Annotated in this window: 22 protein-coding genes; 8 read left to right on the top strand and 14 right to left on the bottom strand. The window is 66.0% G+C overall.

Annotation, left to right across the window (positions count from 1 at the left end):
- Positions 1 to 35: 35 nt before the first annotated feature.
- Genes H3309_RS12365 through H3309_RS12345 form a run of 5 tightly spaced genes read right to left on the bottom strand, consistent with a single transcriptional unit; the run spans position 36 to position 4926 of the window.
- Entirely contained in the window at positions 36 to 1349 is a 1314-nt protein-coding gene (locus H3309_RS12365) for a flavin-containing monooxygenase (protein ID WP_182294999.1), read from the bottom strand.
- Complete coding sequence (locus H3309_RS12360; RefSeq protein WP_182294998.1) at positions 1346 to 2191, bottom strand: N-formylglutamate amidohydrolase; 846 nt, start codon at positions 2189 to 2191, stop codon at positions 1346 to 1348. Before H3309_RS12360 ends, H3309_RS12365 begins: the two co-directional genes overlap by 4 nt.
- On the bottom strand, positions 2188 to 3372 hold the full coding sequence (locus H3309_RS12355; protein WP_182294997.1) for an FAD-binding domain-containing protein: 1185 nt from the start codon (positions 3370 to 3372) through the stop codon (positions 2188 to 2190). The genes H3309_RS12360 and H3309_RS12355 overlap by 4 nt, the downstream gene beginning before the upstream one ends.
- On the bottom strand, positions 3369 to 3608 hold the full coding sequence (locus tag H3309_RS12350; RefSeq protein ID WP_182294996.1) for a DUF1272 domain-containing protein: 240 nt from the start codon (positions 3606 to 3608) through the stop codon (positions 3369 to 3371). Before H3309_RS12350 ends, H3309_RS12355 begins: the two co-directional genes overlap by 4 nt.
- A 7-nt stretch (positions 3609 to 3615) precedes the next feature.
- Entirely contained in the window at positions 3616 to 4926 is a 1311-nt protein-coding gene (locus H3309_RS12345) for an MFS transporter (protein WP_182294995.1), read from the bottom strand.
- Positions 4927 to 4967: 41 nt separating this feature from the next.
- Between H3309_RS12345 and H3309_RS12340 the strand changes: the two genes are divergently transcribed.
- Together H3309_RS12340 and H3309_RS12335 are read left to right on the top strand one after the other, a co-directional pair.
- Entirely contained in the window at positions 4968 to 6410 is a 1443-nt protein-coding gene (locus H3309_RS12340; RefSeq protein WP_182294994.1) for a pyridoxal phosphate-dependent decarboxylase family protein, read from the top strand.
- The gene (locus tag H3309_RS12335) at positions 6410 to 7714 is read left to right on the top strand and encodes an aminotransferase (protein ID WP_182294993.1); all 1305 of its coding nucleotides are present in this window, start codon (positions 6410 to 6412) and stop codon (positions 7712 to 7714) included. The genes H3309_RS12340 and H3309_RS12335 overlap by 1 nt, the downstream gene beginning before the upstream one ends.
- Positions 7715 to 7813: 99 nt before the next feature.
- On the opposite strand, the gene H3309_RS12330 is transcribed toward H3309_RS12335, so the two are convergent.
- Positions 7814 to 8329, bottom strand: coding sequence for a sterol desaturase family protein (locus tag H3309_RS12330; protein WP_182294992.1), 516 nt, complete (start codon positions 8327 to 8329; stop codon positions 7814 to 7816).
- A gap of 79 nt (positions 8330 to 8408) precedes the next feature.
- Positions 8409 to 8906 carry a DUF3617 domain-containing protein gene (locus H3309_RS12325; protein ID WP_182294991.1) on the bottom strand — a complete coding sequence of 166 codons (498 nt, stop codon included), beginning with the start codon at positions 8904 to 8906 and terminating at the stop codon, positions 8409 to 8411.
- 115 nt (positions 8907 to 9021) lie between these two features.
- Between H3309_RS12325 and uvrB the strand changes: the two genes are divergently transcribed.
- The 5 genes from uvrB (at position 9022) to H3309_RS12300 (ending at position 13319) form a co-directional block, all read left to right on the top strand.
- On the top strand, positions 9022 to 11199 hold the full coding sequence (gene uvrB, locus H3309_RS12320) for an excinuclease ABC subunit UvrB (RefSeq protein ID WP_182294990.1): 2178 nt from the start codon (positions 9022 to 9024) through the stop codon (positions 11197 to 11199).
- Positions 11200 to 11275: 76 nt separating this feature from the next.
- Positions 11276 to 11833 carry a hypothetical protein gene (locus H3309_RS12315; RefSeq protein ID WP_182294989.1) on the top strand — a complete coding sequence of 186 codons (558 nt, stop codon included), beginning with the start codon at positions 11276 to 11278 and terminating at the stop codon, positions 11831 to 11833.
- A gap of 8 nt (positions 11834 to 11841) precedes the next feature.
- The gene (locus tag H3309_RS12310; protein WP_182294988.1) at positions 11842 to 12123 is read left to right on the top strand and encodes a type II toxin-antitoxin system RelE/ParE family toxin; all 282 of its coding nucleotides are present in this window, start codon (positions 11842 to 11844) and stop codon (positions 12121 to 12123) included.
- The gene (locus H3309_RS12305) at positions 12095 to 12412 is read left to right on the top strand and encodes a HigA family addiction module antitoxin (RefSeq protein WP_317983323.1); all 318 of its coding nucleotides are present in this window, start codon (positions 12095 to 12097) and stop codon (positions 12410 to 12412) included. The genes H3309_RS12310 and H3309_RS12305 overlap by 29 nt, the downstream gene beginning before the upstream one ends.
- A 142-nt stretch (positions 12413 to 12554) precedes the next feature.
- A complete protein-coding gene (locus H3309_RS12300; RefSeq protein WP_182294987.1) occupies positions 12555 to 13319 on the top strand; it encodes a THxN family PEP-CTERM protein in 765 nt (254 codons plus the stop codon).
- A gap of 45 nt (positions 13320 to 13364) precedes the next feature.
- Here H3309_RS12300 and H3309_RS12295 read toward each other — a convergent pair whose 3' ends face one another.
- Positions 13365 to 14585, bottom strand: a complete 1221-nt coding sequence (locus H3309_RS12295) for a DUF418 domain-containing protein (protein WP_182294986.1) — start codon at positions 14583 to 14585, stop codon at positions 13365 to 13367.
- A gap of 177 nt (positions 14586 to 14762) precedes the next feature.
- Between H3309_RS12295 and H3309_RS12290 the strand changes: the two genes are divergently transcribed.
- Positions 14763 to 15053: a hypothetical protein gene (locus H3309_RS12290; protein ID WP_182294985.1), complete on the top strand. Its 291-nt coding sequence runs from the start codon at positions 14763 to 14765 to the stop codon at positions 15051 to 15053.
- Positions 15054 to 15085: 32 nt separating this feature from the next.
- On the opposite strand, the gene parC is transcribed toward H3309_RS12290, so the two are convergent.
- From parC to H3309_RS12260, 6 genes are all read right to left on the bottom strand, one after another.
- Positions 15086 to 17329, bottom strand: coding sequence for a DNA topoisomerase IV subunit A (gene parC, locus H3309_RS12285; protein ID WP_182294984.1), 2244 nt, complete (start codon positions 17327 to 17329; stop codon positions 15086 to 15088).
- Positions 17330 to 17502: 173 nt separating this feature from the next.
- The gene (locus tag H3309_RS12280) at positions 17503 to 17967 is read right to left on the bottom strand and encodes a hypothetical protein (protein WP_182294983.1); all 465 of its coding nucleotides are present in this window, start codon (positions 17965 to 17967) and stop codon (positions 17503 to 17505) included.
- Positions 17968 to 17970: 3 nt separating this feature from the next.
- The gene (locus H3309_RS12275) at positions 17971 to 18300 is read right to left on the bottom strand and encodes a helix-turn-helix domain-containing protein (protein ID WP_182294982.1); all 330 of its coding nucleotides are present in this window, start codon (positions 18298 to 18300) and stop codon (positions 17971 to 17973) included.
- Positions 18284 to 18652 carry a type II toxin-antitoxin system RelE/ParE family toxin gene (locus H3309_RS12270; RefSeq protein WP_182294981.1) on the bottom strand — a complete coding sequence of 123 codons (369 nt, stop codon included), beginning with the start codon at positions 18650 to 18652 and terminating at the stop codon, positions 18284 to 18286. Before H3309_RS12270 ends, H3309_RS12275 begins: the two co-directional genes overlap by 17 nt.
- A gap of 97 nt (positions 18653 to 18749) precedes the next feature.
- Positions 18750 to 19466, bottom strand: a complete 717-nt coding sequence (gene recO, locus H3309_RS12265) for a DNA repair protein RecO (RefSeq protein ID WP_182294980.1) — start codon at positions 19464 to 19466, stop codon at positions 18750 to 18752.
- 38 nt (positions 19467 to 19504) lie between these two features.
- Positions 19505 to 21787, bottom strand: coding sequence for a TonB-dependent receptor (locus H3309_RS12260; protein WP_207791504.1), 2283 nt, complete (start codon positions 21785 to 21787; stop codon positions 19505 to 19507).
- Positions 21788 to 21799: the final 12 nt, after the last annotated feature.

Raw genomic sequence — 21799 nt, 5'->3', positions numbered from 1 at the left:
CAGCGTGAATTGGCAGGCGACGACGTTCTTCGTTGTCAGGCCGCCACCTTGCGTTTTGCGCCGCGGGTCATTTCGGCGCGGAGGTCGTGGCAATAGCGGTCGAAGTCGACCTGGATGGTGTGGCGGGGGCTGCTGTAATAATGGCCTTTGTGGGCGGCTTCGTCGGCGGCGATGATACGGGCCATGTCGGAGGGAGAGGGCAGGGTGTAGGCGCCGGTCAGGTGCGCGACGAAGAGTTTCGACTGCTGTTCGGCGAAGTTGACGAGGGTGGGGAGCGGCTGCGCAAGGCCCATGAACCACAGGCCGTGCAGGCGCGGTTCGGCCTGCACCATGCGCTTGAACAGGGGCAGGTGATTGTCCTTCAGCGCGACGTCCCGCGCGTCCAGGAAGGGAAAGCTGAGGCGGTAGCCGGTGGCGTGGATGAGGACATCGACGGTCTCGCGGCTGCCGTCGGCGAAGACCAGCTCGGATCCAACTTTTTCGCTGACCATCGGTTTCACGGCGATGTCGCCGCTGCCCAGGCGGGCGAGGAACTCGCTGCTGACGGTGGGGTGGGCTTCCAGCGGCTCATGGTCGGGCGTTGGGAGGCCGAAATCCTCCATGCGGCCGACCATCTTCTTGACCGCGGCGGCACCGAGCCGGCGTTTCAGGCCGAGCGGGAACCAGCCGGGGAGGATGGTCTTGTCCATCGGCTGGCCGTTCCGGTATTTCGGCAGGACCCAGACGCCGCGCCGCGCTCTGACCCACAGCCGGGCGGCGATGGTGCGCTGGCCGAGCTCGGAGGCGATGTCGACCGCGGTGTTGCCGAGCCCGACGACGACAATGCGCTTGCCCACCATGTTCACCGGTTCGAAGGGCGTGCGGTAATCGCGGGCGTGCATCTCGATGCCGTCGAAATGGCCGGGGATGTCGGGGATGTTGGGGCACCAGTGGTGGCCGTTGGCGACCGCGACATGGCTGTAGGGGCCGCGCGCGTCGCCGTTGACGGTGGCGTGCCAGGTGGCGTCTTCATGCTGGCGGACGGACTGCACCTCGTGATTGAAATGGATCAGCGGGCGCAGGCCGAAATGATTGACATAGGCGTTGAAATAATCGTTGATCAGGCTGTGGTGCGGGAAGTCCGGCCAGTTGGCGGGGACAGGGAAATCCTCGAACGCCAGGCGCCATTTGGAGGTGTCGATGTGCAGCGACTGGTAGGCGGCGCTGCGGCCGTTGGGGTTGCCATAGGCCCAGTTGCCGCCGATGCGGTCCGACATTTCGAACCAGTCGAAGGCGACACCGGCGTCCTTCAGCCGTTTTGCCGTGGTGAAGCCGCTGCACCCCGCGCCGATGATGAGAACCCTGGTCATTCCGCTGCCTGTCGCCACTGGCCGGCCATGATGGCCGGGGCTCGGGCGAGACACCAGCCCGCCAAATCCGCCAGCATGGAGGCGAGGCGCACGAAGCCGGCGTTGGGGCGGAGCGTGGCAAGGTCCATGTACAGCGCGCGGTCGATTTCGAGCTGGAGGGCGTGGATGCCCTGGGCGGGGGCGCCGTGACGGCGGATGGCGTGGCCGCCGGCATAGGGGGCGTTAAGCGCGACCCGCCAGCCGCGGCCGCGCAGCCAGTCCGCGACCGCCGCGGTCAATGCGGGGTCGGCCGTGGTGCCGTGCGCGTCCCCCAGCACCACCTGGGCGGGGCGGGGGCCGGGCAGGGTCGGCATGGAGTGGCAATCGAGGAGAAGCGCCGTGCCATGCTGCGATCGGGCCGCGGCGAGGCGGGCGGCGATTTCCGCGTGCCAGGGGCGGTGGAGGGTCTCGATCCGGGCCTCTGCATCGGCCCATTGGAGCGGGCGATGGTGAATGGGGGTGTGGGTGCCGGCGAGTTTCGGGATGAGGCCGTAGCCGGCGCGCACGCGCTCGGTATCGGCGAGCGGGCGAGGGGGTGGGGTGTCGAACAGGCCGGGGTCGAGTTCATCCTCGGCGCGGTTCAGGTCGAGCCAGGCGCGGGCGTGCGTGGCTTCGATAAGCGGCGCGCCGCGCTCGACGGCGAGGGCGAGGAGGGTGCCGACATGGGCGTCCTCGATGCGGCGCAGCGCCAGGGTGGAGAGGTGGCTGGTGGTGCGGAAGGCCGGCGGCAGGTAGGTGCCGCTATGCGGGCTGGTGAGGAGCAGGGAGGCGGCGCGAAGGCCGGAGGCGCGGAAGGGGATCATGCCAGCAGCGAGGGGATGACGGGTTTGAAGGCGAAGAAGCCCCGCGTGGCGTGCGGCCAGGCGCGGGCATCCCAGGGGCGGAGGACGCGGCGCAGCGCGATGCCGCGGCGGGCGAGCGGGTCGGTGAGCGATGCGATACGGTCGGCGACCGGGCCGACGGGGGCGTAGGGCGTGACGATCTGGGTGGCGCGGGCCGCGGTGGCGGCGTCGTCCAGCGCATCGAGCAGGGCGGCTTCGGGCAGGCGGGTGACGGGGGCCTGGAAATGGGCCTCGGCGCGGATGCAGGCATCGGCGAGCGCGGAGTCGGCGGCGGCGCGCTTCGCATCGGCGGGGTCGCCGCCGATCGAGTCCACGGCGACGATGGCCAGCGGGCTTATGCCGAAATCGAGGGTTTCGGGGGTGCAGTCCTCTGAGGTGATCCAGACCAGGGTGCGGGCGGCGGGATCGGGTGGGGACAGGCGCGACGGGGGGATTGGTGCGGGGTGGGGTGGGCCGGCGAGCGGGGGTGCGCTGGTGGCGAGCGAGGCCTCGACGCGGAAGCGGCCGCAGCTGGTGTCGCGGATGATGGCCGCGCGGGCGAGATAGGTCTTGCCGGGCGTCTGGAGGCCGGCGACCCATCGCCAGCCGAGCGTGTTGGACGCGGGGCAGGCATCGAGCAGGTGGCGGTAGAAATGCGCGGCGCCAAGCGCCCAGGGCAGGCGGAGCGTGAAGATCCAGATGCTGGCGAAGCTCATGCGGGCGTGGTTGTGGAGATAGCCGGTGTCGGTGAGTTCGCGCGCCCACCCATCGAAGGCGTCGATGCCGGTGCGGCCGTTGACGGCGTCGGCATAGGCGGTGCGCAGGCCGGCATCGCGGGAGAGGTCGAGGTCGGCGGCCGCGACCTGGGTGAGATAATCCTGCCACACCGACGGCCGGGCTTCGAGCCAGCCGCGCCAGTAGCTGCGCCAGCAGACCTCGGCGATGAACTTCTCCGCCGTGTGGCCATGGGCGGCGTGGGCAGCCTTGGCCACCTCCTCCTCGGTAATCAGTCGGCGGCGGATGGCCGGCGAAAGCTCGCTGACGTTGCTGCGCTTGCCGGGTCCGCGGTCGAGGTTGCGGGTGCCGGCATAGGCGCGGCCGGCGTGGGGCAGGAAGGCGGCGAGGCGTTCGAGCGCGGCGGCGCGGGTGAGGGCGAAGGTCATGCCGGCGGGCAGGGGGTCTGGCGGTGGATGCGGACGGCGGACGGCGGGTAGGCGGCAAGCGCGGCAGGGGGACGGATGGGGCGCGGCACCAGATTGCCGCCGCAGTTCGGGCACCGACCGGCCATGGCGTCCGCGCAGGGGGCGCAGAAGGTGCATTCGAAGGAGCAGATGCGGGCGTCGGCCGCGGGCGGCAGATCGGCATCGCAACATTCGCAATGGGGGCGGAGGTCGAGCATCGCCGCCTTATGCCACGCGGATGCGGGCGAAACAGCCCAGTGCGGCGATGAGGAACAGGATGCCGATGGTGAGCGCCAGGCGGAGGTTGCCGGTGGCGGCGGTGGCGAGGCCCACGGCCAGGGGCCCGACGAAGGCGCTGGCCTTTCCGACGACGCTGAACAGGCCGAAATAGCTGGCGGCACGATCGGGCGGGGCGAGGGTGGCCATCAGCGCGCGCATGGCGGCATAGGCGGGCCCGGCGCCCAGCGCGACCAGCATCGCGGTGAGGAGGAAGCCGATCTGCTGCGGGCTTTGCAGGAAGGTGCCGGCGGGGGCGCCGGTGGCGACGCCCCAGAGGCGGGTTTCGTCGGTGAGGAGGATGCCGGCCAGGCCGAGGGCGACGAGCATGAGGGAGGCCAGCAGCAGGCGGGTGGTGCCCAGGCGCAGCGCGATCCAGCCGCTGGCCAGCGCGCCGCTGGCGGCGGCCAGCGTGACGGCGATGCCGTAGATCGCGAGTTCGCGCGCGCCCCAGCCATAGGCGCTGCCGGCGAGGATGCCGGCGAAGGCGAAGACCAGCGCCATGCCGTCGTTGCCGAACATGCGGCCGATCAGCAGCCAGCGGATGGGGCGGTTGGCCCAGGCGTCCCTGAGGGTGGCGAGCAGGGTGGTGAGGCCCTTGCGCAGCAATGGCCCGGGGGTGCCGCGGCGGGGGTTGTCCGGGATGAGGAGCAGGAGCGGCAGCAGGAAGAGCGCGAGGGCGAGCGCGGCCAGCGGGCCGGCGGCGCGGTCGGCAAGGTGGGGCGTGGCGGCGCTGCCGCCGAGCAGGAGGATGAGCAGGAGCAGCACGATGCCGGTGAGCTGGGCGAGGCCGAGCGACAGGCCGGAGAGGATTCCCGCGTCCGCTGCGCCGGCGACGCGCGGCAGGAAGGCGTTGGTGAGGATGGCGACGAACTCGACAAGCGCGGCGCCGGCGGCGACCAGCAGCGCGACCTGCCACAGCGGCACGCCGGGCACCGCCCACCAGAGCGATAGGTTGGCGAGGAACAGGCCGGTGGCGCAGAGCAGCAACAATGGCTTCACGCGGCCGGCAGCGTCGGCCAGTGCGCCGACGACCGGACCGAAGAGGGCGACGATGAGGCCGGCGAGGCCGAGCGTCAGGCCCCACATGGCTTCGCCAGCGCTGCCCGCACCCAGCGTGCTGACGAAATAGCTGGCGAAGACATAGCGCTGGATAAGGCCATAGGTCGGCTCGTTCGCCGATTCCGCCAGCACCCAGGCTGTTTTCCGCACCCGCCCCGTCACGGGCGTCACGGTGCGGCAGGCGGGCGGTTGACGCAAGCGGCGCCGCATTCCAGGCTGTGACAAACGGGGAGGACAGGATGCGGATACCGGCGACAGGTCGCAGCGAAGCCGAGATCATGGCGGCGCTGGAGGAGTATGGTGTGCATGACCTGCCGTGGCGCGAAGGCGGCACCTTTGCCTATGTCTATGAAGGCGGGCGGGACGTGGAGGCGGTGGTGAAGGCCGCCTATATGCGTTACCTGACGGAAAATGCGCTGGACCCGACGGTCTATCCCAGCCTGCTGCGGTTCGAGACCGAGATCGTGGCGATGGCGGTGGACCATCTGCGTGGCGACGCCGATTGCGTGGGCAATTTCACCAGCGGCGGCACCGAAAGCTGCATTCTGGCCGTGAAAGCCGCGCGCGACCATGCGCGCGCGGTGCGGGGCATCGCCGAGCCGGAGATCGTGCTGCCGGTGACGGCGCATGCCTGCTTCCAGAAGGCGGCGCACTATCTCGACATGCCGATGCGGCTGGTGCCGGTTGATGCCGACACGTTCAAGGTGCGGGCGGAGGACATGGCGGCGGCGATGAACGAGAGCACCGCGCTGATCGTCGGCAGCGCCTGCCAATATGCGCATGGCGTGGTCGATCCGATCCCCGAACTGGGGGCGCTGGCGCTGGAGCGGCAAGTGCTGCTGCATGTCGATGGCTGCATCGGCGGTTTCATCCTGCCTTACTTCCGGCGGCTGGGTGCGGCGGTGACGGATTTCGATTTCGCGGTGCCGGGCGTCACCAGCATCAGCATGGATTTCCACAAATATGGCTATGCCGCGAAGGGGGCGAGCGTCGTCCTCTATCGCAGCAAGGAACTGCGGCGGCACCAGATTTTCACCGCGGCGACTTGGACGGGCTATAGCGTGATCAACCCCACCATCCAGAGCACCAAGTCCGGCGGGCCGCTTGCCGCGTGCTGGGCGGTGCTGAACTATCTGGGCGACGAGGGTTACATGCGTTTTGCCGAGCGGACGCTGGCGGCGACGCGGCGCATCGCCGATGCCGTTCGCGCAACGCCGGGCGTGCGGCTGATGGCGGAACCCGAATCCTGCCTGGTGGCGTTCACCAGCGACGAGTTCAGCATCTTTCCCATCGTTGATGCGATGCGGCGGCGGGGATGGTTCGTGCAGCCGCAACTGGGCTATATGGGGAGCCGGGAGAATATCCATCTGTCGATTGACCAGAGCACCATCGATGTGGTGGAGCGGTTCCTGCCGGACCTGCGGGCCAGCATCGAGGAGGCCCGCGGCAGCAACGAGGCGGCGATCCCGGCGCCGATGAAGGCGCTGCTGGGGAGTTTGAGCGCCGACAGCTTCACGCCCGAGACCTACCGGCAGCTGATGGCGGCGGCGGGGACGAGCGAGGGGCTGCCGGAGGGCACGACGGCGATCAACGAGATGCTGAATGCCATGCAACCGGAGGTGGCGGCGAAGGTGATGACGGAATTTTTCAACGACCTCTATGTGTCGCCGAAGGCGGCGTGATGGACCTGCGCGCGGCCGACCTGGCCCACAGCTTCCATCCGCAGACCAACCTGGCGCTGCACGCCAGTGTCGGGCCATTGACCATCGCGCGCGGCGAGGGCGTGTGGCTGGAGACCGACGACGGCCGGCGGCTGCTGGACGGCATGGCGGGGCTGTGGTGCGTGGGGCTGGGTTATTCGGAGCGGCGGCTGGTGGCGGCGGCGACGCGGCAGCTGGAGACGCTGCCCTATCAGCAGAGCTTCGGCCATCGCGCGCATGAACCGGGCATCAGGCTGGCCGCGGACCTGGCGGCGATCGCGCCGGCGGGGCTGACGCGGGCCTTTTTCGCGACCTCGGGCAGCGAGGCGGTGGACAGCGCGGTGAAGCTGGCCTGGTATTTCTGGAATGCGCGCAGTGAGCCGGGGCGCAAGCGCATCCTGGCGCGGCGGCGCGCCTATCATGGTGTGACGGTGGCGGCCGGGTCATTGACCGGGTTGCCGGGGATCCATGGCGGTTTCGACCTGCCGCGGCCGTTCGCCATCCACCTGACCGCGCCGCACGCGGCACAGCAGGCGCGACCGGGGGAAAGCGAGGCCGCGTTCACGGCGCGGCTGGCGGATGAGCTGGAAGCGGTGATCGCGGCGGAGGGCGCGGAGACGATCGCCGCGATGATCGCTGAGCCGCTGATCGGGGCGGGGGGTGTGATCCTGCCGCCCGCGGGTTACTTCGCGGCGATCCAGCCAATCCTGCGGCGCCACGGCATCCTGTTGATCGCCGACGAGGTGATCACCGGGTTCGGTCGCACGGGCCGGATGTGGGGGTGCGAAACCTTTGACATGGTGCCGGACATGCTGGTGTGCGCGAAACAGCTGACCAGCGGCTATCAACCGCTGTCGGCCCTGATGGTCAGCGAGGCGATTTACGCGACAGTGGCGGAAGAGTCGGGCCGGCGCGGCAGTTTCGGCCATGGTTTCACCTATGGCGGGCATCCGGTGGCCTGTGCGGTGGCGCGGGAGACGCTGGCCCTCTATCGCGAGCGGGACATCGTTGGTGCGGCGGCGGCAAAGGCGCCGCGCTTCCAGCGGCGGCTGGCGGCGCTGAACCAGGTGCCCGGCGTGCGGGAGGCGCGGGGCATCGGCCTGATCGGCGGGGTGGAGATGGCCGACGCGGCCGATGCGGCACGGGTGCAGGCGGCGGCGTTGTGGGAGGGGCTGATCGTGCGCGCGGTGGTGGACACGGTGGCGATCTGCCCGCCGCTGGTGATCGGCGATGCCGAGATCGACCTGCTGTTCGACCGGCTGGAGGCGGCACTGCGGTCGGTTTAGAGCATGTTCCGATCTGGTGGAATCACCAGCATCGGAAACCCATGCGGCAAAACAATAAGTTAGAGCGGCCGATCTGACGCAGTCAGATCGAGACTCGCTCTAGTCGGCGCGGGCGAGCTGGCTGTCGTTGGTGCGCAGCACGGCGGAGCGGTTGGATTCCAGTTCCGCGAGCAGCTCCCGCACCGGCGGCGCCCAGATGAAGCCGAAGCTGACCGTGCCATGTTTGGAGGCGACGGCGTGGTGCAGCCGGTGCGCCTGGACGATGCGTTTCATGTAGGCGGAGCGGGGGACATAGCCGGTTTCGATGCGGCGGTGGACGATGATGTCGTGGAAGCCAAAATAGATGGCGCCGTAGGCGGTGGTGCCGAGGCCGATGTACAGCCAGCCGTCCCAGAAGCCGGGGAGAGTGCCGAGCAGGATCATGATGATCGAGGGGACGGCGCCCATCACGGCGAACCAGTCATTCTTCTCGAACAGGCCATGGCGGGGTTCGTGGTGCGATTTGTGCAGGCTCCACAGGAAGCCGTGCATGACCCAGCGGTGGCTGACATAGGCGACGATTTCCATCACGAGGATGGTCAGCAGCAATAGGAGAAGGCCGGTCCAGAGGCTCATGGCGCGGCTATAGCGCCGCGCGGGGCGCATGGACAGTCACAGCTTGTCGCGGCGGCGAGCGAATCCTGATCCGATGGCTTCAGCGTGCCTTTGCCGAGCAGGTGGCGGCGACCCAGCGGCCCTGCATCTTCAGCGTCATCGCCATGTCGCCGGAACCGCGCTTCGATCCCCTGTGGTTGATCGCGCCCGACATGGCATAGCTGGTCGGCGTATAGCTGCCGCGCATCGAGGTGGCGGTCGTTTCCCCGTCATGGCGGCAGACGCGGTCCATGGTCATGGTGCCGGCGGACATGCGGTAGTTGCTGACGGTGCAATTGGCGTCCTTGCCCGCCCAGGCCGCGGGATCGCGCCGCAGTTCCTCGGCGGTAATGCAATAGCGCATCGTGCGGCCCTTGCCCGCCTGGCTGGCCATCATCTTCGCCACTTCGGGCGGCATGCCTTCGGGCATTTTCTGGAACTGGTTTTGCATGGTCACTTCCCACTCGCCCGGGCGCAGGTCCGGCGCGGCCGACAGCAGGGCGGTGGTGCCGCCGAGCAGCGCCAGGCCGACGAAAAGACGAAAGAGGGATGGGGTCATGATATGCTCCGCAACGAGAACAGCGGGTCTGATAGCCCGGCCCCGGTCAGGTGGATTGGATGGAGGCGACAAAAGGTGAGTGGAACAAAGCGCGACCGCCGCGCATAATGTGGGCATGAGCATCACGATTCGCACCAGCCTGGCCGACGTCGAGCGCGAAGGCCCCGTTATCATCCATCGGCCGAACCGGCCGGAGAAATCGGAGGGCGGCCGGCGGTTCGAACTGGTGAGCGATTACAGCCCGTCGGGCGATCAGCCGGGCGCGATCGCCGAGCTGGTGGCACAGGCGGAGGCCGGCGAACGCGACCAGGTGCTGCTGGGTGTGACCGGCAGCGGCAAGACCTTCACCATGGCGAAGGTGATCGAGGCGGTGCAGCGGCCGGCACTGGTGCTGGCGCCGAACAAGATCCTGGCGGCGCAGCTTTATGGCGAGTTCAAGAGTTTCTTTCCGAACAATGCGGTCGAATATTTCGTCAGCTATTACGACTATTACCAGCCCGAGGCCTATGTGCCGCGCAGCGATACCTATATCGAGAAGGAATCGAGCGTGAACGAGGCCATCGACCGGATGCGCCATTCGGCCACCCGGTCCCTGCTGGAGCGGGACGATGTGATCATCGTGGCGTCGGTCAGCTGCCTTTACGGCATCGGTTCGGTGGAGACCTATTCGGCGATGACCTTCAGCCTGAAGAAGGGCGACAGTCATGACCTGCGGGAGATCATCCGCAAGCTGGTGGCGCTTCAATACAAGCGCAACGAGGCGGCCTTCACGCGGGGGACTTTCCGGCTGCGCGGCGACACGCTGGAGCTGTTTCCGAGCCATTATGAGGACAGCGCCTGGCGCATCAGCTTCTTCGGCGAGGAGATCGAGAGCATCACCGAGTTCGACCCGCTGACCGGGAACAAAGTGGCCAACCTGGACTATATCAAGATCTACGCCAACAGCCACTATGTGACACCGGGGCCGACGTTGCAGCAGGCGACGGTGGCGATCCGGCATGAGCTGGGCGAGCGGCTGAAGGAGCTGAACGCCGAGGGCCGGCTGCTGGAAGCGCAGCGGCTGGAGCAGCGGACGCAGTTCGACCTGGAGATGATCGCGGCGACCGGAAGCTGCGCCGGCATCGAGAATTACAGCCGCTTCCTGACCGGACGGCTGCCGGGTGAGCCGCCGCCGACGCTGTTCGAATATCTGCCGGAGAATGCCATCCTGTTCGTGGACGAGAGCCATGTGACCGTGCCGCAGATCGGCGGGATGAGTCGCGGCGACCGGGTGCGCAAGGTGACGCTGGCGGAATATGGCTTTCGCCTGCCCAGCTGCATCGACAACCGGCCGCTGAAATTCGAGGAATGGGAGGCGATGCGGCCGCAGACGGTGCATGTCAGCGCCACGCCGGGCAGCTGGGAGATGACGCAGACCGGCGGCGTGTTCGTGGAACAGGTGATCCGGCCGACGGGGTTGGTGGATCCTGTCGTCACCATCCGCCCGGTGGAGGATCAGGTGGATGACCTGATCGCCGAATGCAAGATGGTGGCGCGGAACGGATACCGCACGCTGGTGACGACGCTGACCAAGCGCATGGCGGAGGACCTAACCGAGTTCATGCACGAGGCCGGGCTGAAGGTGCGCTATATGCACAGCGACGTGGAGACGCTGGAACGCATCGAACTGATCCGCGACCTGCGGCTGGGGGTCTATGATGTGCTGGTGGGCATCAACCTGCTGCGGGAGGGGCTGGATATTCCGGAGTGTGGCCTGGTGGCGATCCTGGACGCGGACAAGGAGGGGTTTCTGCGCAGCGAGACCAGCCTGGTGCAGACCATCGGGCGGGCGGCGCGCAATGTGGAGGGGCGGGTGATCCTCTATGCCGACCGGATGACCGGCAGCATGGAGCGGGCGCTGGCCGAGACTGAACGTCGCCGGAACAAGCAACTGGCCTACAACGCCGAACATGGCATCACGCCGACGACGATCAAGCGCGGCATCGCCGACCTGATGGCGCATGTGGCGAGCAAGGACCATCTGACGGTCGAGATCGACGAGGACACGCCGCACCTGGTGGGCCACAATCTGCGCGCCTACATCAAGGAGCTGGAGGGGCGGATGCAGAAGGCGGCCGCCGACCTGGAGTTCGAGGAAGCGGCACGGTTGCGGGATGAAATCCGCAAGCTGGAGGCGGACGAACTGAGTGTGACGACCGAGCGCGCGGCGCCGGTGAAAGGCCGGGCGGAGGCGGGGCGGCCGGGGACGCGGAAGACGCGGTTCGGGAAGACGCAGCGGAAGTGGGGACGGTGAGGGTGATGGCTAACATGTCTGTTTGACAAAATGTGACATTGACGCCATCTTTCGAACATCTCGTAGGGGATGATCGATGAATGGTGTGACAAAGGGCGATTTCGTGGCATTCCTCGCGTGGGTTGCGGAAAAGGGGTTGCTCCCGGCGAATACGGCGCAAGCGCGCAAGGCGACAGCGAACAAGGTGCTCGGAGCGCTTGATCCTGAGGATTTGGTGGACGTCACGAAGCTTGACGTTGAGCACGCCATGATGCGTTTCACCAACAAGCTGGGCAAGAATTACACCCCTGACAGTTTGCGGACATATCGGAGCAGGTTGGAAAGTGCGCTTGCCGACTTCAAGGCGTATCGGGCAAATCCGATCGGTTTTCGCCCATCTGGACGCTCCCGCAACCATATGTCGGATGTTGTCGAAAAATCTGGCGATAAGGGTAAAGGCGCTCGTATCAAAACCCAACGACCCTTTGTTGCGGAGGAATCTGCTACTGTTGGGTCGCCTGTCCCAATGGGGTCGATTGTGCCGATTCAAGTGCGCGACAACCTGATTATTCAGGTTGGGCCGGTGCCGTTCGATTTCACGCCTTCGGAGGCGAAGCGGGTTGCTAACGTAATTCTTGCGCTTGCTGCCGGCTGAGCGGCAGGATGATTAGCAGCTTCAAAGACCGTGCCGCCCGAAGCATTTTTGAGGGCAAGTTGGCGCGTTCGCTTCCCCCTAACCTCCAGACCCGCGCTTTCACAAAGCTCGCCATGCTGCACGCAGCAGAGACACTCGACGACCTGCGCAATCCCCCCGGCAATCGGCTACACGCGCTGAGCGGCGATCGCGACGGACAGCACTCTATTTCAATTTCGATGCAATGGCGTATATGCTTTGTTTGGAAAGACGGGCACGTGCATGATGTCGAAATTGTCGACTACCACTGATCAGCATATCGCACTGGAACATCCTGGTGAGATGTTGCGGGCGGAGTTCATCGCGCCGTTGGGGTTGACGATAGAGGCTTTGGCAAATGCCATCAATCTGCCGGTCGAGCAGGTAGAACCGGTTGTCGCGGGGAAAAAACGGATCGAGGCGGAGCTTGATCTGAGGCTTGGGCGTTATTTCGGCATGTCGGCGGGCTTTTTCCTGCGCATGCGCGATCAATATGAGTTGACGTTGGCTCGCCGTGCGCTGAATGGCGAGCTTGATCGCATCGTGCCCCACGCCGCATGAGCCTTCCTCTCATCCAATAACGCGTCTCACCTGTAAAAATTATGAATGGCCCGATGCGCATTCGGGAATTGTTTTGGCATATAACGTGTGTAAAATTTCTTACCGCCGAATCGCGCGGGAAAACATATATGGGGACCCATTCATGCTCAAAAATGTTGCGCGTTTCGCGCTTGTCTCGGCTGTTGCGTTTGCCGCATCCACCGCCGACGCCGCGATCGTGACCTTCTCCAACCTGACCGGCACCTGGTTCAACGGCACGTTGACTGACGGCAATCCGATCACCGTGTTCACCAACAACGGGACCATCAACCCGTCGGTGCGCTGGGGCGGTGATTCCGGTTTCGGTCAGAGCGGCTATAACTATGTCGCCGCCGGAACGGTGGTCACCAGCCTGACGGTGCCGGGCGCGTCACCCGATCTGGTCCTGGGCGATTTCCAGCATGTCAACCTGCCGGTCTTCCCGCCGTCCGCCGCGTCGGTCTTCTTGAAGCTGACCGCGGATGTCGATGTTGATGGCACGGGGGTGGGTGCGAAGAGCTTCATCTTCAAATTCCTGCACGATGAAACCACCAACAGCCTGGATCCCTGCCCCTATGGCGGCGCCAATGGCCAGGGCATCAACATCAACGGCTGCGCCGACCATGTGACGGCCAGCTTCGCCGGCACCTCCGACACCTTCATGATCGGCCTCGATACCTACACGCTCGACGTGCTGGGCTTCTCGCTGGGGGGATCGCCCGCCGGCGGTTTCTCCACCACCGAACAGCAGGTCAACACCGCGCAGCTGATCGGCCGCGTGACGGTGGCGACCGCCGCGGTGCCGGAACCCGCCACCTGGGCGATGATGATCATGGGCTTCGGCCTGGTGGGCGGCACCCTGCGCCGCCGCGCCGCGTTGGCGGCCTGATCGCGGGACAAGCGGACGGCCGCCGCGGAGGTTTCGCGGCGGCCGTCATCCGTTCCGCATCGGCACCCGCTGCATTCGCGTGAGCGAGCGCCACAGCCATTCTGCCGGGCCGTGGCGGAAATGGCGCAGCCAGAGCGGTGACAGCCACAATTGCAACGCCCAGACGGCTGCCACCACGAGCAGCAGCTCCGCCCGGCCATAGTGGGCAAAGCGACCGAAGCCATAGCCGTAGAACAGCGTCGTGGTCAGGATGCTGGCGCCGAGATAGTTGCTGAGCGCCGTGCGGCCGCACGCCGCCAGCCGCGCCATCAGGCCGGGCAGCGTGCCGGTCTGCACCAGCCGCACCACCAGCGCGACATAGCCGAACGCCATCCCCACCTGCACCGGCAGCCGAAGCGCATCGGCGGCGAGCTGTACCACCGGGTCCCAGCCGGTGCGCACCAGCCACCAGGCGGTGGGCGCGGTTGCCGCCACCCCGAGCGGCAGCAGCCAGAACAGACGGCCGTAGCTGGCGGCGGACCAGGCGCCGCTGAAGAAGCCGCGGCGGAACAGGGCCATGCCGATCAGCATCAGCGCGACAGCCTCCCACAGGGTGAAGGTGGGCAGCAGATAGGTCTGGAACCATAGCGTGGTCGGTGCCCGCGTTTCGAAGACGGCGGCGAAACCGCCGCGATAGCCGGCGATCTCCCGTGCGACATCATCGGGCGAGACGGTGATGGCGGCGAGTTGCTCGCGCGCGCCTGCCAGCGCGTCGGCGCTTGCCGCCGGGCTGGCCAGGACTGCCGCCTGCTGTCCGAACCACCACCAGCCGCTGAAGCCGTAGAGCATCAGCGCCAGCAGGATCACGCAGCCCGCGCCGGCCTGAAAACGCACCGACCGGTTGCGCAGCAGGAAGGCGATCACGCCGGCCAGCGCATAGGTCACCAATATGTCGCCGTACCAGATCAACCAGGCGTGGATCATGCCGATGACGAACAGCCAGAACAGCCGCCGCCAGGTGGTGCCGAGGCCGGCGTCGCCCGCGCGTTCCGCCACCAGCAGCAGCGACGCGCCGAACAGCAGAGTGAACAGCGCCCGCATCCGGCCATCCACCAGCAGCCAGTTTCCGACCCATACCCACAGGTCGGCGCCGGTGCTGCCGCCGGCGAGCGCAGGATTGACATAGGCGTCGGATGGCAGCCCCAGGCTGGCGATGTTCATCAGCAGGATGCCCAGCACGGCGAAGCCGCGGACGGTGTCGATGGTGGTGATGCGATCGGCGGTCATGGGCTGGATGCTGCTGCAACGGATCAGGCGTGACAAGGTTGCCGCCCCACTCCGCCCGTCCTGTTGGACAATCGGCCCATCCCATCGGACGTGGACGGTGGGGAGCGAAAGCCGCATGTCGCGTTGCAGCAGGGGGGCTTTGCCTGGCGGGACGCTGTTCCGCCCCTTGGGAGACAGATGATGAGAATGACCCTTGCCATTGCGGCTGCACTGCTGGCCACCGCCGCCAGCGCGCAGACCATGCAGAATGAACCGGCGGCACCACCCGCGCCGCCCGCCGCGACCACCGGGGCGGGCATCGACGCGACCACGGCACGCAAGGCGCTGGAAGGTGCCGGCTATGCCGACATCCAGGAGATGACGCGCAAGGCCGACGGCAGCTGGGAAGGAAAGGCCAGCCGCAATGGTCGTCAGGCGACAGTGACGGTGTTGCCCGACGGTACGGTAAGCGCGCCGCCGCCGCAGTGACGGGATGATCCGGCGTCGGTATCGGCGCCGGATCAGCCGAAGCGGTTGTCGCGCGGGAAACCGTTGGGCGGCAACCGCCCGGCGGCACCGCGCGCCCCACGCCACGGGGTGAGATCGGCCTCGGTACGGGTGCGGCCGCTGTCGCCGCCCATGGTCCAGCTGAGGCCGTCCGCCAGCCGGAAGGGCAGGGCATCGGACAAGCCGCCATCGCGATATTTTTGCAGGGTGACACCTTGGCCACGCGCCATGACCGGTAGGTCCGACAGCGGCATCACCAGCAGTTTGCGATTGTCCCCGACCACCGCGACACTGTCGGCGCCGGCGGGAACCGGCCTTGCCACCGCCAGTCGGGCGCCTTCGCGCGGGTTCAGCACCTGCCGGCCCTTGCGCGTTTCGGCCAGCAGGTCATTGCTTTCGCACAGGAAACCACGGCCGTCGCTGGCGGCGAGCAACCAGCGCGTGTCGGGACGCCATGCGCCCAGGTGCACCACGGCATCGCCGGCGGGCAGGTCGACCATCAGGCTCATCGGTTCGCCGAACCCGCGCCCGCCGGGCAGGTCATTCGCCGCCAGCGTGAAGGCGCGGCCCGAGGAGGTGAGCAGCAGCAGCCGGTCGGTGGTCTCGGCATGGAAGGCGTAAGCCGCGCCGTCGCCATCCTTGTATTTGAGGTCCGTGGTCGTCAGATCGACATGGCCCTTCATGGCGCGAATCCAGTTTTTCGCGCTGGCGATCACGGTCAGCGGTTCGCGCTCGATCATCGCCTCGGCGGTCAGCGCCATGGCGGCAGGCGCATCGGCAAAGGTGGTGCGTCGCCTGCCGAGCGGGGTGTCGGTCGCGTACAGTTTCGCCAGTTCGGCCAGTTGTTTCTTGAGCGCGGTCCGTTGCCGCGCCTCCGACCCGACCAGCGCCTGCAAACCGGCCTGTTCCTCGCGGAGCTTTGCATCCTCGCGCCCGATCTCCAGCTCCTCCAGCCGGCGCAGCGCACGCAGGCGCATGTTGAGGATGGCTTCGGCCTGCCGGTCATTGAGGGCGAAGCGTGCCATCAGCACGGGCTTGGGCGCATCCTCCTCGCGGATGATGCGGATCACCTCATCAAGGTTCAGATAGGCGATCAGATAGCCCGCCAGCAGCTCCAACCGATCGGCGATCTGGGTGAGGCGGTGTTCGGCGGCACGTACCAGCACCTCGCGGCGATGCTTCAGCCAGGCGAGCAGCAACCCCCGCAGGCCCATCACCTGCGGCGTCCGCCGGTCGTCGAGCACGTTCATGTTGAACGACACACGCACTTCGAGGTCGGTCAGCTTGAACAGGCTTTCCATCAGCGTCGCGGGATCGACGGTGCGGGCGCGCGGCTCCAGCACCAGGCGGATCTCGGCGTCGCTCTCGTCGCGCACATCCTCCAGGATCGGCAGCTTCTTTTCGTTGATGAGGGCGGCGATCGCTTCGATCAATTTCGATTTCTGCACCTGATAGGGGATGGCGCTGACGATGATGGCCCAGCTGCCGCGCGCGCCTTCCTCCACCGCCCAAGCGGCGCGCAGGCGCACGCTGCCACGCCCGCTGCCATAGGCCTCGATCAGGGCGTCGCGGCCGTCGACGATGACGCCGCCAGTGGGGAAGTCCGGGCCGGGGAGCACGGCCATCAGGTCGATCAGGCTGGTGTCGGGATTGTCGATCAGGAGGGTGGCGGCGGCGGCGATCTCGGCGACATTGTGCGGCGGGATGCTGGTTGCCATGCCGACAGCGATGCCGGACGCGCCGTTGGCCAGCAGGTTCGGGAAGGCGGCGGGGAAGACCTCCGGCTCCTCCTCCTCGCCATTGTAGGTCGGCTTGAAGCCGACGGTGTCCTCGTCCACGCCGTCCATCAGCAGGATGGCGGCACGGGTCAGCCGCGCCTCGGTGTAGCGCATGGCGGCCGGATTATCGCCGTCGATATTGCCGAAATTGCCCTGGCCGTCGACCAGCGGCACCCGCAGCGCGAAATCCTGCGCCAGCCGCACCATGGCATCATACACGGCGACATCGCCGTGCGGATGATATTTGCCGATGACGTCGCCGACCACACGGGCGCATTTCTTGTAGCCGTTTTCCGGGTCGAGCCGCAGCAGCCGCATCGCCCAGAGCAGGCGGCGGTGAACGGGTTTCAGCCCGTCGCGGACATCGGGCAGCGAGCGGCTGGTGATGGTGGAGAGGGCATAGACGAGATAGCGTTCGGAGAGCGCCGCCTCAAACGGTTCTTCGACGATCGCATTGGTGGGCGATGGAGAGGCACTCATTTGGAACAAATCTGTCTGATGCGGTCGATCAGATCAAAGCAGATAGCCCCAAGGGCCGCTGGGTAGACATCAAGGATCACGACCATATATCGGCTCATAACGATAATCATATCTTTTCCAACATACAAGACATATTCGTATATTAGAGAATCGATGCGAGAGATAAGAAAAATTTACGGGAATTTACGATAGCACGTATTTATTTCCTCGATTAGTATTCTATAGTTTTCATCCTTGCTTTCATTTAATTTTGCAGTCGTCATAGTTCCGAGATTCATAATTTCTATTTCTACATCCTCTGCATCTTTTCCCAATGCTGTCGCCTGTTGATTTGCTGCCGCCACTGCTTGCGCTTTTAACGTTATAGCGTTCGCTATGAGCTTGGATCCATCTTTATACGTTGGATCCATTCGATTTATAAACACACCTGCCAAGGCCGCACATCGAACCGAGAAGGGATAAGACGGCGCGCCAGGTGAACCAAACACGCCACATCCAGACAACATGATTGTCGCTAACAAAAGGCTCATGCTGCGAAAATCCATATCTACCTCTGTCAGGAGAGCAGGGAATTCAGAAGATAAACTGCCCATGAAGACAGCATGACCAAACGATCGCGTCAACGGAAAACCTAACATCTCTCATGTTACCGCTTCCAACCCTTTACGCTGGATGATCGAGAGCAATCGCAGCGCGGGGCCACCTGGGCGTTTCACGCCGCGTTCCCAATCTGATACCAGGTTGCGCGAGACGTTAAGGTAGGCTGCGAATACCGGTTGGGACACCTGCTCCCGTTCGCGTATCGAGCGGATGTCTTCGCCCGCCAACATTGGCGCGGGTGCCAGGCATGCTGCGTCGAAGCTGCGCATGGTCGCGCGGGACACCACGCCGGCGTCATGGGCGTCGCGCATCATTTCGTGCACCGCGCCGGCAATCGCGCTGCGATAGGTTTTTTCAGTCTTCACGCTCATCCCTTATCTCCACCAATGCACCCGACACCACCAGTTGGTTCAATTCGTCCTGGCTCCATGCCAACGCCTCTGCAGCCGCATCCTTCAAAATGGCCAAGTCCGCCCGTGGGATATTGGCCTGCCGGCTTTTGGCGAAACCAAAGGCGAAAATGGCACGGTCGCCGTGCCGGAACAGGATCAACGTTCGATATCCGCCCGACTTTCCCTGTCCCGCGCGCGCCACCCGCTGCTTGATGACCCCGGCGCCCAGATCGGCATCGATCAGGCCCTTGTCAGCCCGTGCAACAGCCTCCCGAAGGATCAATGTCGAAAGCCTTTCCTTCCTGGCAAAGCGTTCGAACCAGCCGTTCATGAAAATGCGCGTGATGACCTGCCTCCGAATAGATGGATCACATATAACACTGGGCGTTATAGATCAAGCGTGACGATTGATGTCCTCATCGACGGCATTATCCCCCGGAAGCAAGGTCACGCAGCACCCTTTCGCGCATTTTTTGGTCGGGCAGGCCGGGCAGGCGGGGCAGGAAATGGGCGGTAAGGCGGAGGGCGGCGCCGAGTTGGTCGGTCGTCGCGGAGCCGCCGGTGAGCAGGAACGCCGGCAGCGGGAGCAGCTTGTCGCGATAGTCGGTGCCGGCCACTGCGGCGGCGCTGACGGCGCGGCCACTGTTGGGACTGACGAAGGCAAGGCCTTCACGGACACCGGTGAGCGCGCAGGTGGTGAGGTCGAGGCCGAAGCCCAGCTCCGTGAGCAGCAGCAGTTCGTAGCGGGGGATGCCCATGGCCCAGCCGGCGATGGGGCCGTCCATCGCGTTCAGCACGCCGTCGAGTGCGGTGAACAGCGCCGGGTGGGCGTCGGCTTCGGGCAGGGTTGCGGCGGTCAGGCGGGTCAGCCAGTCGAGCGCGGCGGCGCTGGTCGGGTCGAAGGCGAGGAGCGCGCGGCTTTGCAGCAGTTCCAGCGTCATCGACGGCAACTGGCTGGCGGCGCGTCCGCGTAGGGAGACGGCGACGCGGTTGCCGGGTTGCAGGACAGGGCGCAGCGTCCGGCCGCGTCCACCGGCGACGAAGCCGGCGCGCAGGCCATGGTCGGCGGTCAGCACGCGCACCACGGCGCCGGTCTCGCCATGGGGCAGGGCGGAGAGGATGAGCGCGGTGTCGGTCAGCTGCACGCCGACCGACTATCGCATCATCAGGTGCCGTCAAAGCCTCAGAAGCGGATGCCGGCCTCGATCCCCCAGACACGGGGTTCGTTGACGAAGCCGGTCAGGTTGTTGAAATCGATGCCGCCCACGGCGGAGCTATCGTTGGTGATGTTGCGGACGAAGCCGGCGACGTCGAAGCGATCGGTCTTGTAGCCGATGCGCAGGCCGCCTTCGAGCATGTGCTTGTCCTGGAACTCGACGGAATCATAAAGGAAGAAGTTGATCTTCGAGCGGTAGGCCCAGTCGGTATAGGCGTAGAGCTCGCCGTCGCCGACCGGCACGCCATAGCGCGCGGTCCAGTTGGCGATCCAGCGCGGGCTTTGCGGCAGGCTGTTGCCGTTGATGTTGACGATCGCCGGGCTGAACGGCGCTGCTGGCACCACCACGGGGTCGAGGATGGTGCAGAGCGAGACATTGGGGAAGCTATCCACCCGCACCGCGCCGCAGGCGGCGGTGGTCAGGCCGGGGCTGCGGATTTCGGTGTGGTTGTAGCTGATGCCGGCGGTCAGCAGCAGCTCGGGCACCGGCTTGATCTCGAAATCCGCCTCCAGGCCGTAGCCGCGGACATTCTTCGCGTTGATCAGGCGGTTGGCGTTGACGCCGCCGCCGACCGCGGTGAGCTGCGCGTTCTTGAGATCGTAGAGGAAGCCCGACAGGTTGAAGCGGCCGCGGCCATCGAGGAAGGTGGTTTTCACGCCCGCTTCATAGGACATGATGGTTTCCGAACGGCCGACGGTGACGCCCGATTCGAGCGGTGTCGCGGTCGCCGGCGGGAACAGGATGCGGCCCTGGATGCTGGGGGCGCGGAAGCCCTTCGCCACCTTGGCGTAAAGGTTCACATCCTCGCTCGCCTTATACTGGGCGCTGAGGTCCCAGGTGACATTGTCGGCGCTGACGTTGCGGTTCACCGTGCCCAGCGGGTTTTGCAGGAAGTTGGGGAACTGCGTGTCCCTGCTGCGCACCACGCCATAGTCCCGCTTGTCATTGTTGTAGCGCAGGCCGCCCGTCACGCTGAAATCCTCGGTCAGCTTGTAGGTGAGCGAGCCGAACAGGCCCCAGGCCTTGCTCGCCTGGCGTTGCGAGACGATGATGTTGACGCCGCCGGCGGCGTTGTTGGGATCGCCGAGCGTCGAATAATTCTCGCTGACGATGCGCAGTGTCTCATCGAAATAGAAGACGCCGCCCTGATAGCTGAGCGGGCCATCGCCCTTGCTTTCCAGGCGGACTTCCTGGGTGAACTGCTTCAGCTTAGGCACGGTGTCGCGGGTTTCGGCGGTGAAGGGGATATAGCCCGGGCCGGTCAGCGCCGGCGGCAGGAAGGAGGCGCCAAAGCCGCCGTCGACATCGCCGACCGAGGTGGAATCCCCCTCCCAATAGGCGGTCACCGAGACCAGCCGCACCGCGCCCAGATCCCAGGTCAGGCGACCGGAGAGGTTCCAGCTGTTGACCGACTGGTCGTTCTTGCCATCGACCGAGACGCGGTCGCGGACGAAATTGCCGTTGAGGCCTTCCTGCCCGCGGGTGAAGACGTTGGCGCGGAACAGGCGAGCGGTGCCATCGAGCGTGCGCACCTGGCCGGTCAGCAGCACATCCAGCGTATCGACGGGTTGCAGCAGCAACTGCGCGCGGGCGGCGAATTCCTCATAGCCTTCGAAACGGTCTTTGGTGGTGCCGCCGGGGAGCACATTGTCGACATAGCCGTCCTGCCGCTGATAGAGCGCGGAAATGCGGACGGCGGCCTTGTCCCCCAGCCGCGTGCCGACCGCGCCCTGGGCGTTGACGTTGTTGAAGCGGCCATAGGAGAGTTTGGCATAGCCGTTGGTGTCGGCGCCGGGCTTCACCGAATCGAACTTGACGATGCCGGCGGTGGTGTTGCGGCCGAACAGCGTGCCCTGCGGCCCGCGCAGCACCTCCACCCGGTCGAGGTCGAACACCGGAAAACCCTTCAGCACCGGGTTTTCCAGCACGACATCGTCATAGACCAGACTGACCGGCTGCGAGGCATTGTAATCGAAATCGGTGTTGCCGAGGCCGCGGATGTAGAAGCGCGGAAAGGTGCGGCCATAGCTGCTCTCGACGATCAGGCTGGGGACCCGCCCGGACAGGCCACGCACGTCCATGCCGGCGGCCATCGCTGCCTCCAGTCGCTCGCCGCGCACCGCGGTGATGGAAATCGGCACGTCCTGAAGGTTTTCGCTGCGGCGTTGCGCGGTGACGACAATCTCTTCCAGGCCCTCGCCCGCCGGCGCAGCGGCGGTCTGCGCCTGTGTGGCGCTCCACGCTGTCATGGCGACTGCAAA

Source organism: Sandaracinobacteroides saxicola (assembly GCF_014117445.1).
Classification (GTDB): Bacteria; Pseudomonadota; Alphaproteobacteria; order Sphingomonadales; family Sphingomonadaceae; genus Sandaracinobacteroides_A; species Sandaracinobacteroides_A saxicola.
Note: the sequence above shows the minus strand (reverse complement) of the source record. Positions and strands in the feature narration are given on the sequence as shown.

Excerpts from the sequence above, each read along its gene's own strand:
- H3309_RS12300 (WP_182294987.1), top strand. The coding sequence starts at position 12,555 with ATGCTCAAAAATGTTGCGCGTTTCGCGCTTGTCTCGGCTGTTGCGTTT.
- H3309_RS12270 (WP_182294981.1), bottom strand. The coding sequence starts at position 18,652 with ATGAACGGCTGGTTCGAACGCTTTGCCAGGAAGGAAAGGCTTTCGACA.
- H3309_RS12275 (WP_182294982.1), bottom strand. The coding sequence starts at position 18,300 with ATGAGCGTGAAGACTGAAAAAACCTATCGCAGCGCGATTGCCGGCGCG.
- H3309_RS12335 (WP_182294993.1), top strand. The coding sequence starts at position 6,410 with ATGGACCTGCGCGCGGCCGACCTGGCCCACAGCTTCCATCCGCAGACC.
- H3309_RS12290 (WP_182294985.1), top strand. The coding sequence starts at position 14,763 with ATGATGAGAATGACCCTTGCCATTGCGGCTGCACTGCTGGCCACCGCC.
- H3309_RS12355 (WP_182294997.1), bottom strand. The coding sequence starts at position 3,372 with ATGACCTTCGCCCTCACCCGCGCCGCCGCGCTCGAACGCCTCGCCGCC.
- parC (WP_182294984.1), bottom strand. The coding sequence starts at position 17,329 with ATGAGTGCCTCTCCATCGCCCACCAATGCGATCGTCGAAGAACCGTTT.
- H3309_RS12330 (WP_182294992.1), bottom strand. The coding sequence starts at position 8,329 with ATGAGCCTCTGGACCGGCCTTCTCCTATTGCTGCTGACCATCCTCGTG.
- H3309_RS12315 (WP_182294989.1), top strand. The coding sequence starts at position 11,276 with ATGAATGGTGTGACAAAGGGCGATTTCGTGGCATTCCTCGCGTGGGTT.
- H3309_RS12340 (WP_182294994.1), top strand. The coding sequence starts at position 4,968 with ATGCGGATACCGGCGACAGGTCGCAGCGAAGCCGAGATCATGGCGGCG.
- H3309_RS12325 (WP_182294991.1), bottom strand. The coding sequence starts at position 8,906 with ATGACCCCATCCCTCTTTCGTCTTTTCGTCGGCCTGGCGCTGCTCGGC.
- H3309_RS12360 (WP_182294998.1), bottom strand. The coding sequence starts at position 2,191 with ATGATCCCCTTCCGCGCCTCCGGCCTTCGCGCCGCCTCCCTGCTCCTC.
- uvrB (WP_182294990.1), top strand. The coding sequence starts at position 9,022 with ATGAGCATCACGATTCGCACCAGCCTGGCCGACGTCGAGCGCGAAGGC.
- H3309_RS12305 (WP_317983323.1), top strand. The coding sequence starts at position 12,095 with ATGATGTCGAAATTGTCGACTACCACTGATCAGCATATCGCACTGGAA.
- H3309_RS12350 (WP_182294996.1), bottom strand. The coding sequence starts at position 3,608 with ATGCTCGACCTCCGCCCCCATTGCGAATGTTGCGATGCCGATCTGCCG.
- H3309_RS12365 (WP_182294999.1), bottom strand. The coding sequence starts at position 1,349 with ATGACCAGGGTTCTCATCATCGGCGCGGGGTGCAGCGGCTTCACCACG.
- H3309_RS12295 (WP_182294986.1), bottom strand. The coding sequence starts at position 14,585 with ATGACCGCCGATCGCATCACCACCATCGACACCGTCCGCGGCTTCGCC.
- H3309_RS12310 (WP_182294988.1), top strand. The coding sequence starts at position 11,842 with ATGATTAGCAGCTTCAAAGACCGTGCCGCCCGAAGCATTTTTGAGGGC.
- H3309_RS12280 (WP_182294983.1), bottom strand. The coding sequence starts at position 17,967 with ATGTTAGGTTTTCCGTTGACGCGATCGTTTGGTCATGCTGTCTTCATG.
- H3309_RS12260 (WP_207791504.1), bottom strand. The coding sequence starts at position 21,787 with ATGACAGCGTGGAGCGCCACACAGGCGCAGACCGCCGCTGCGCCGGCG.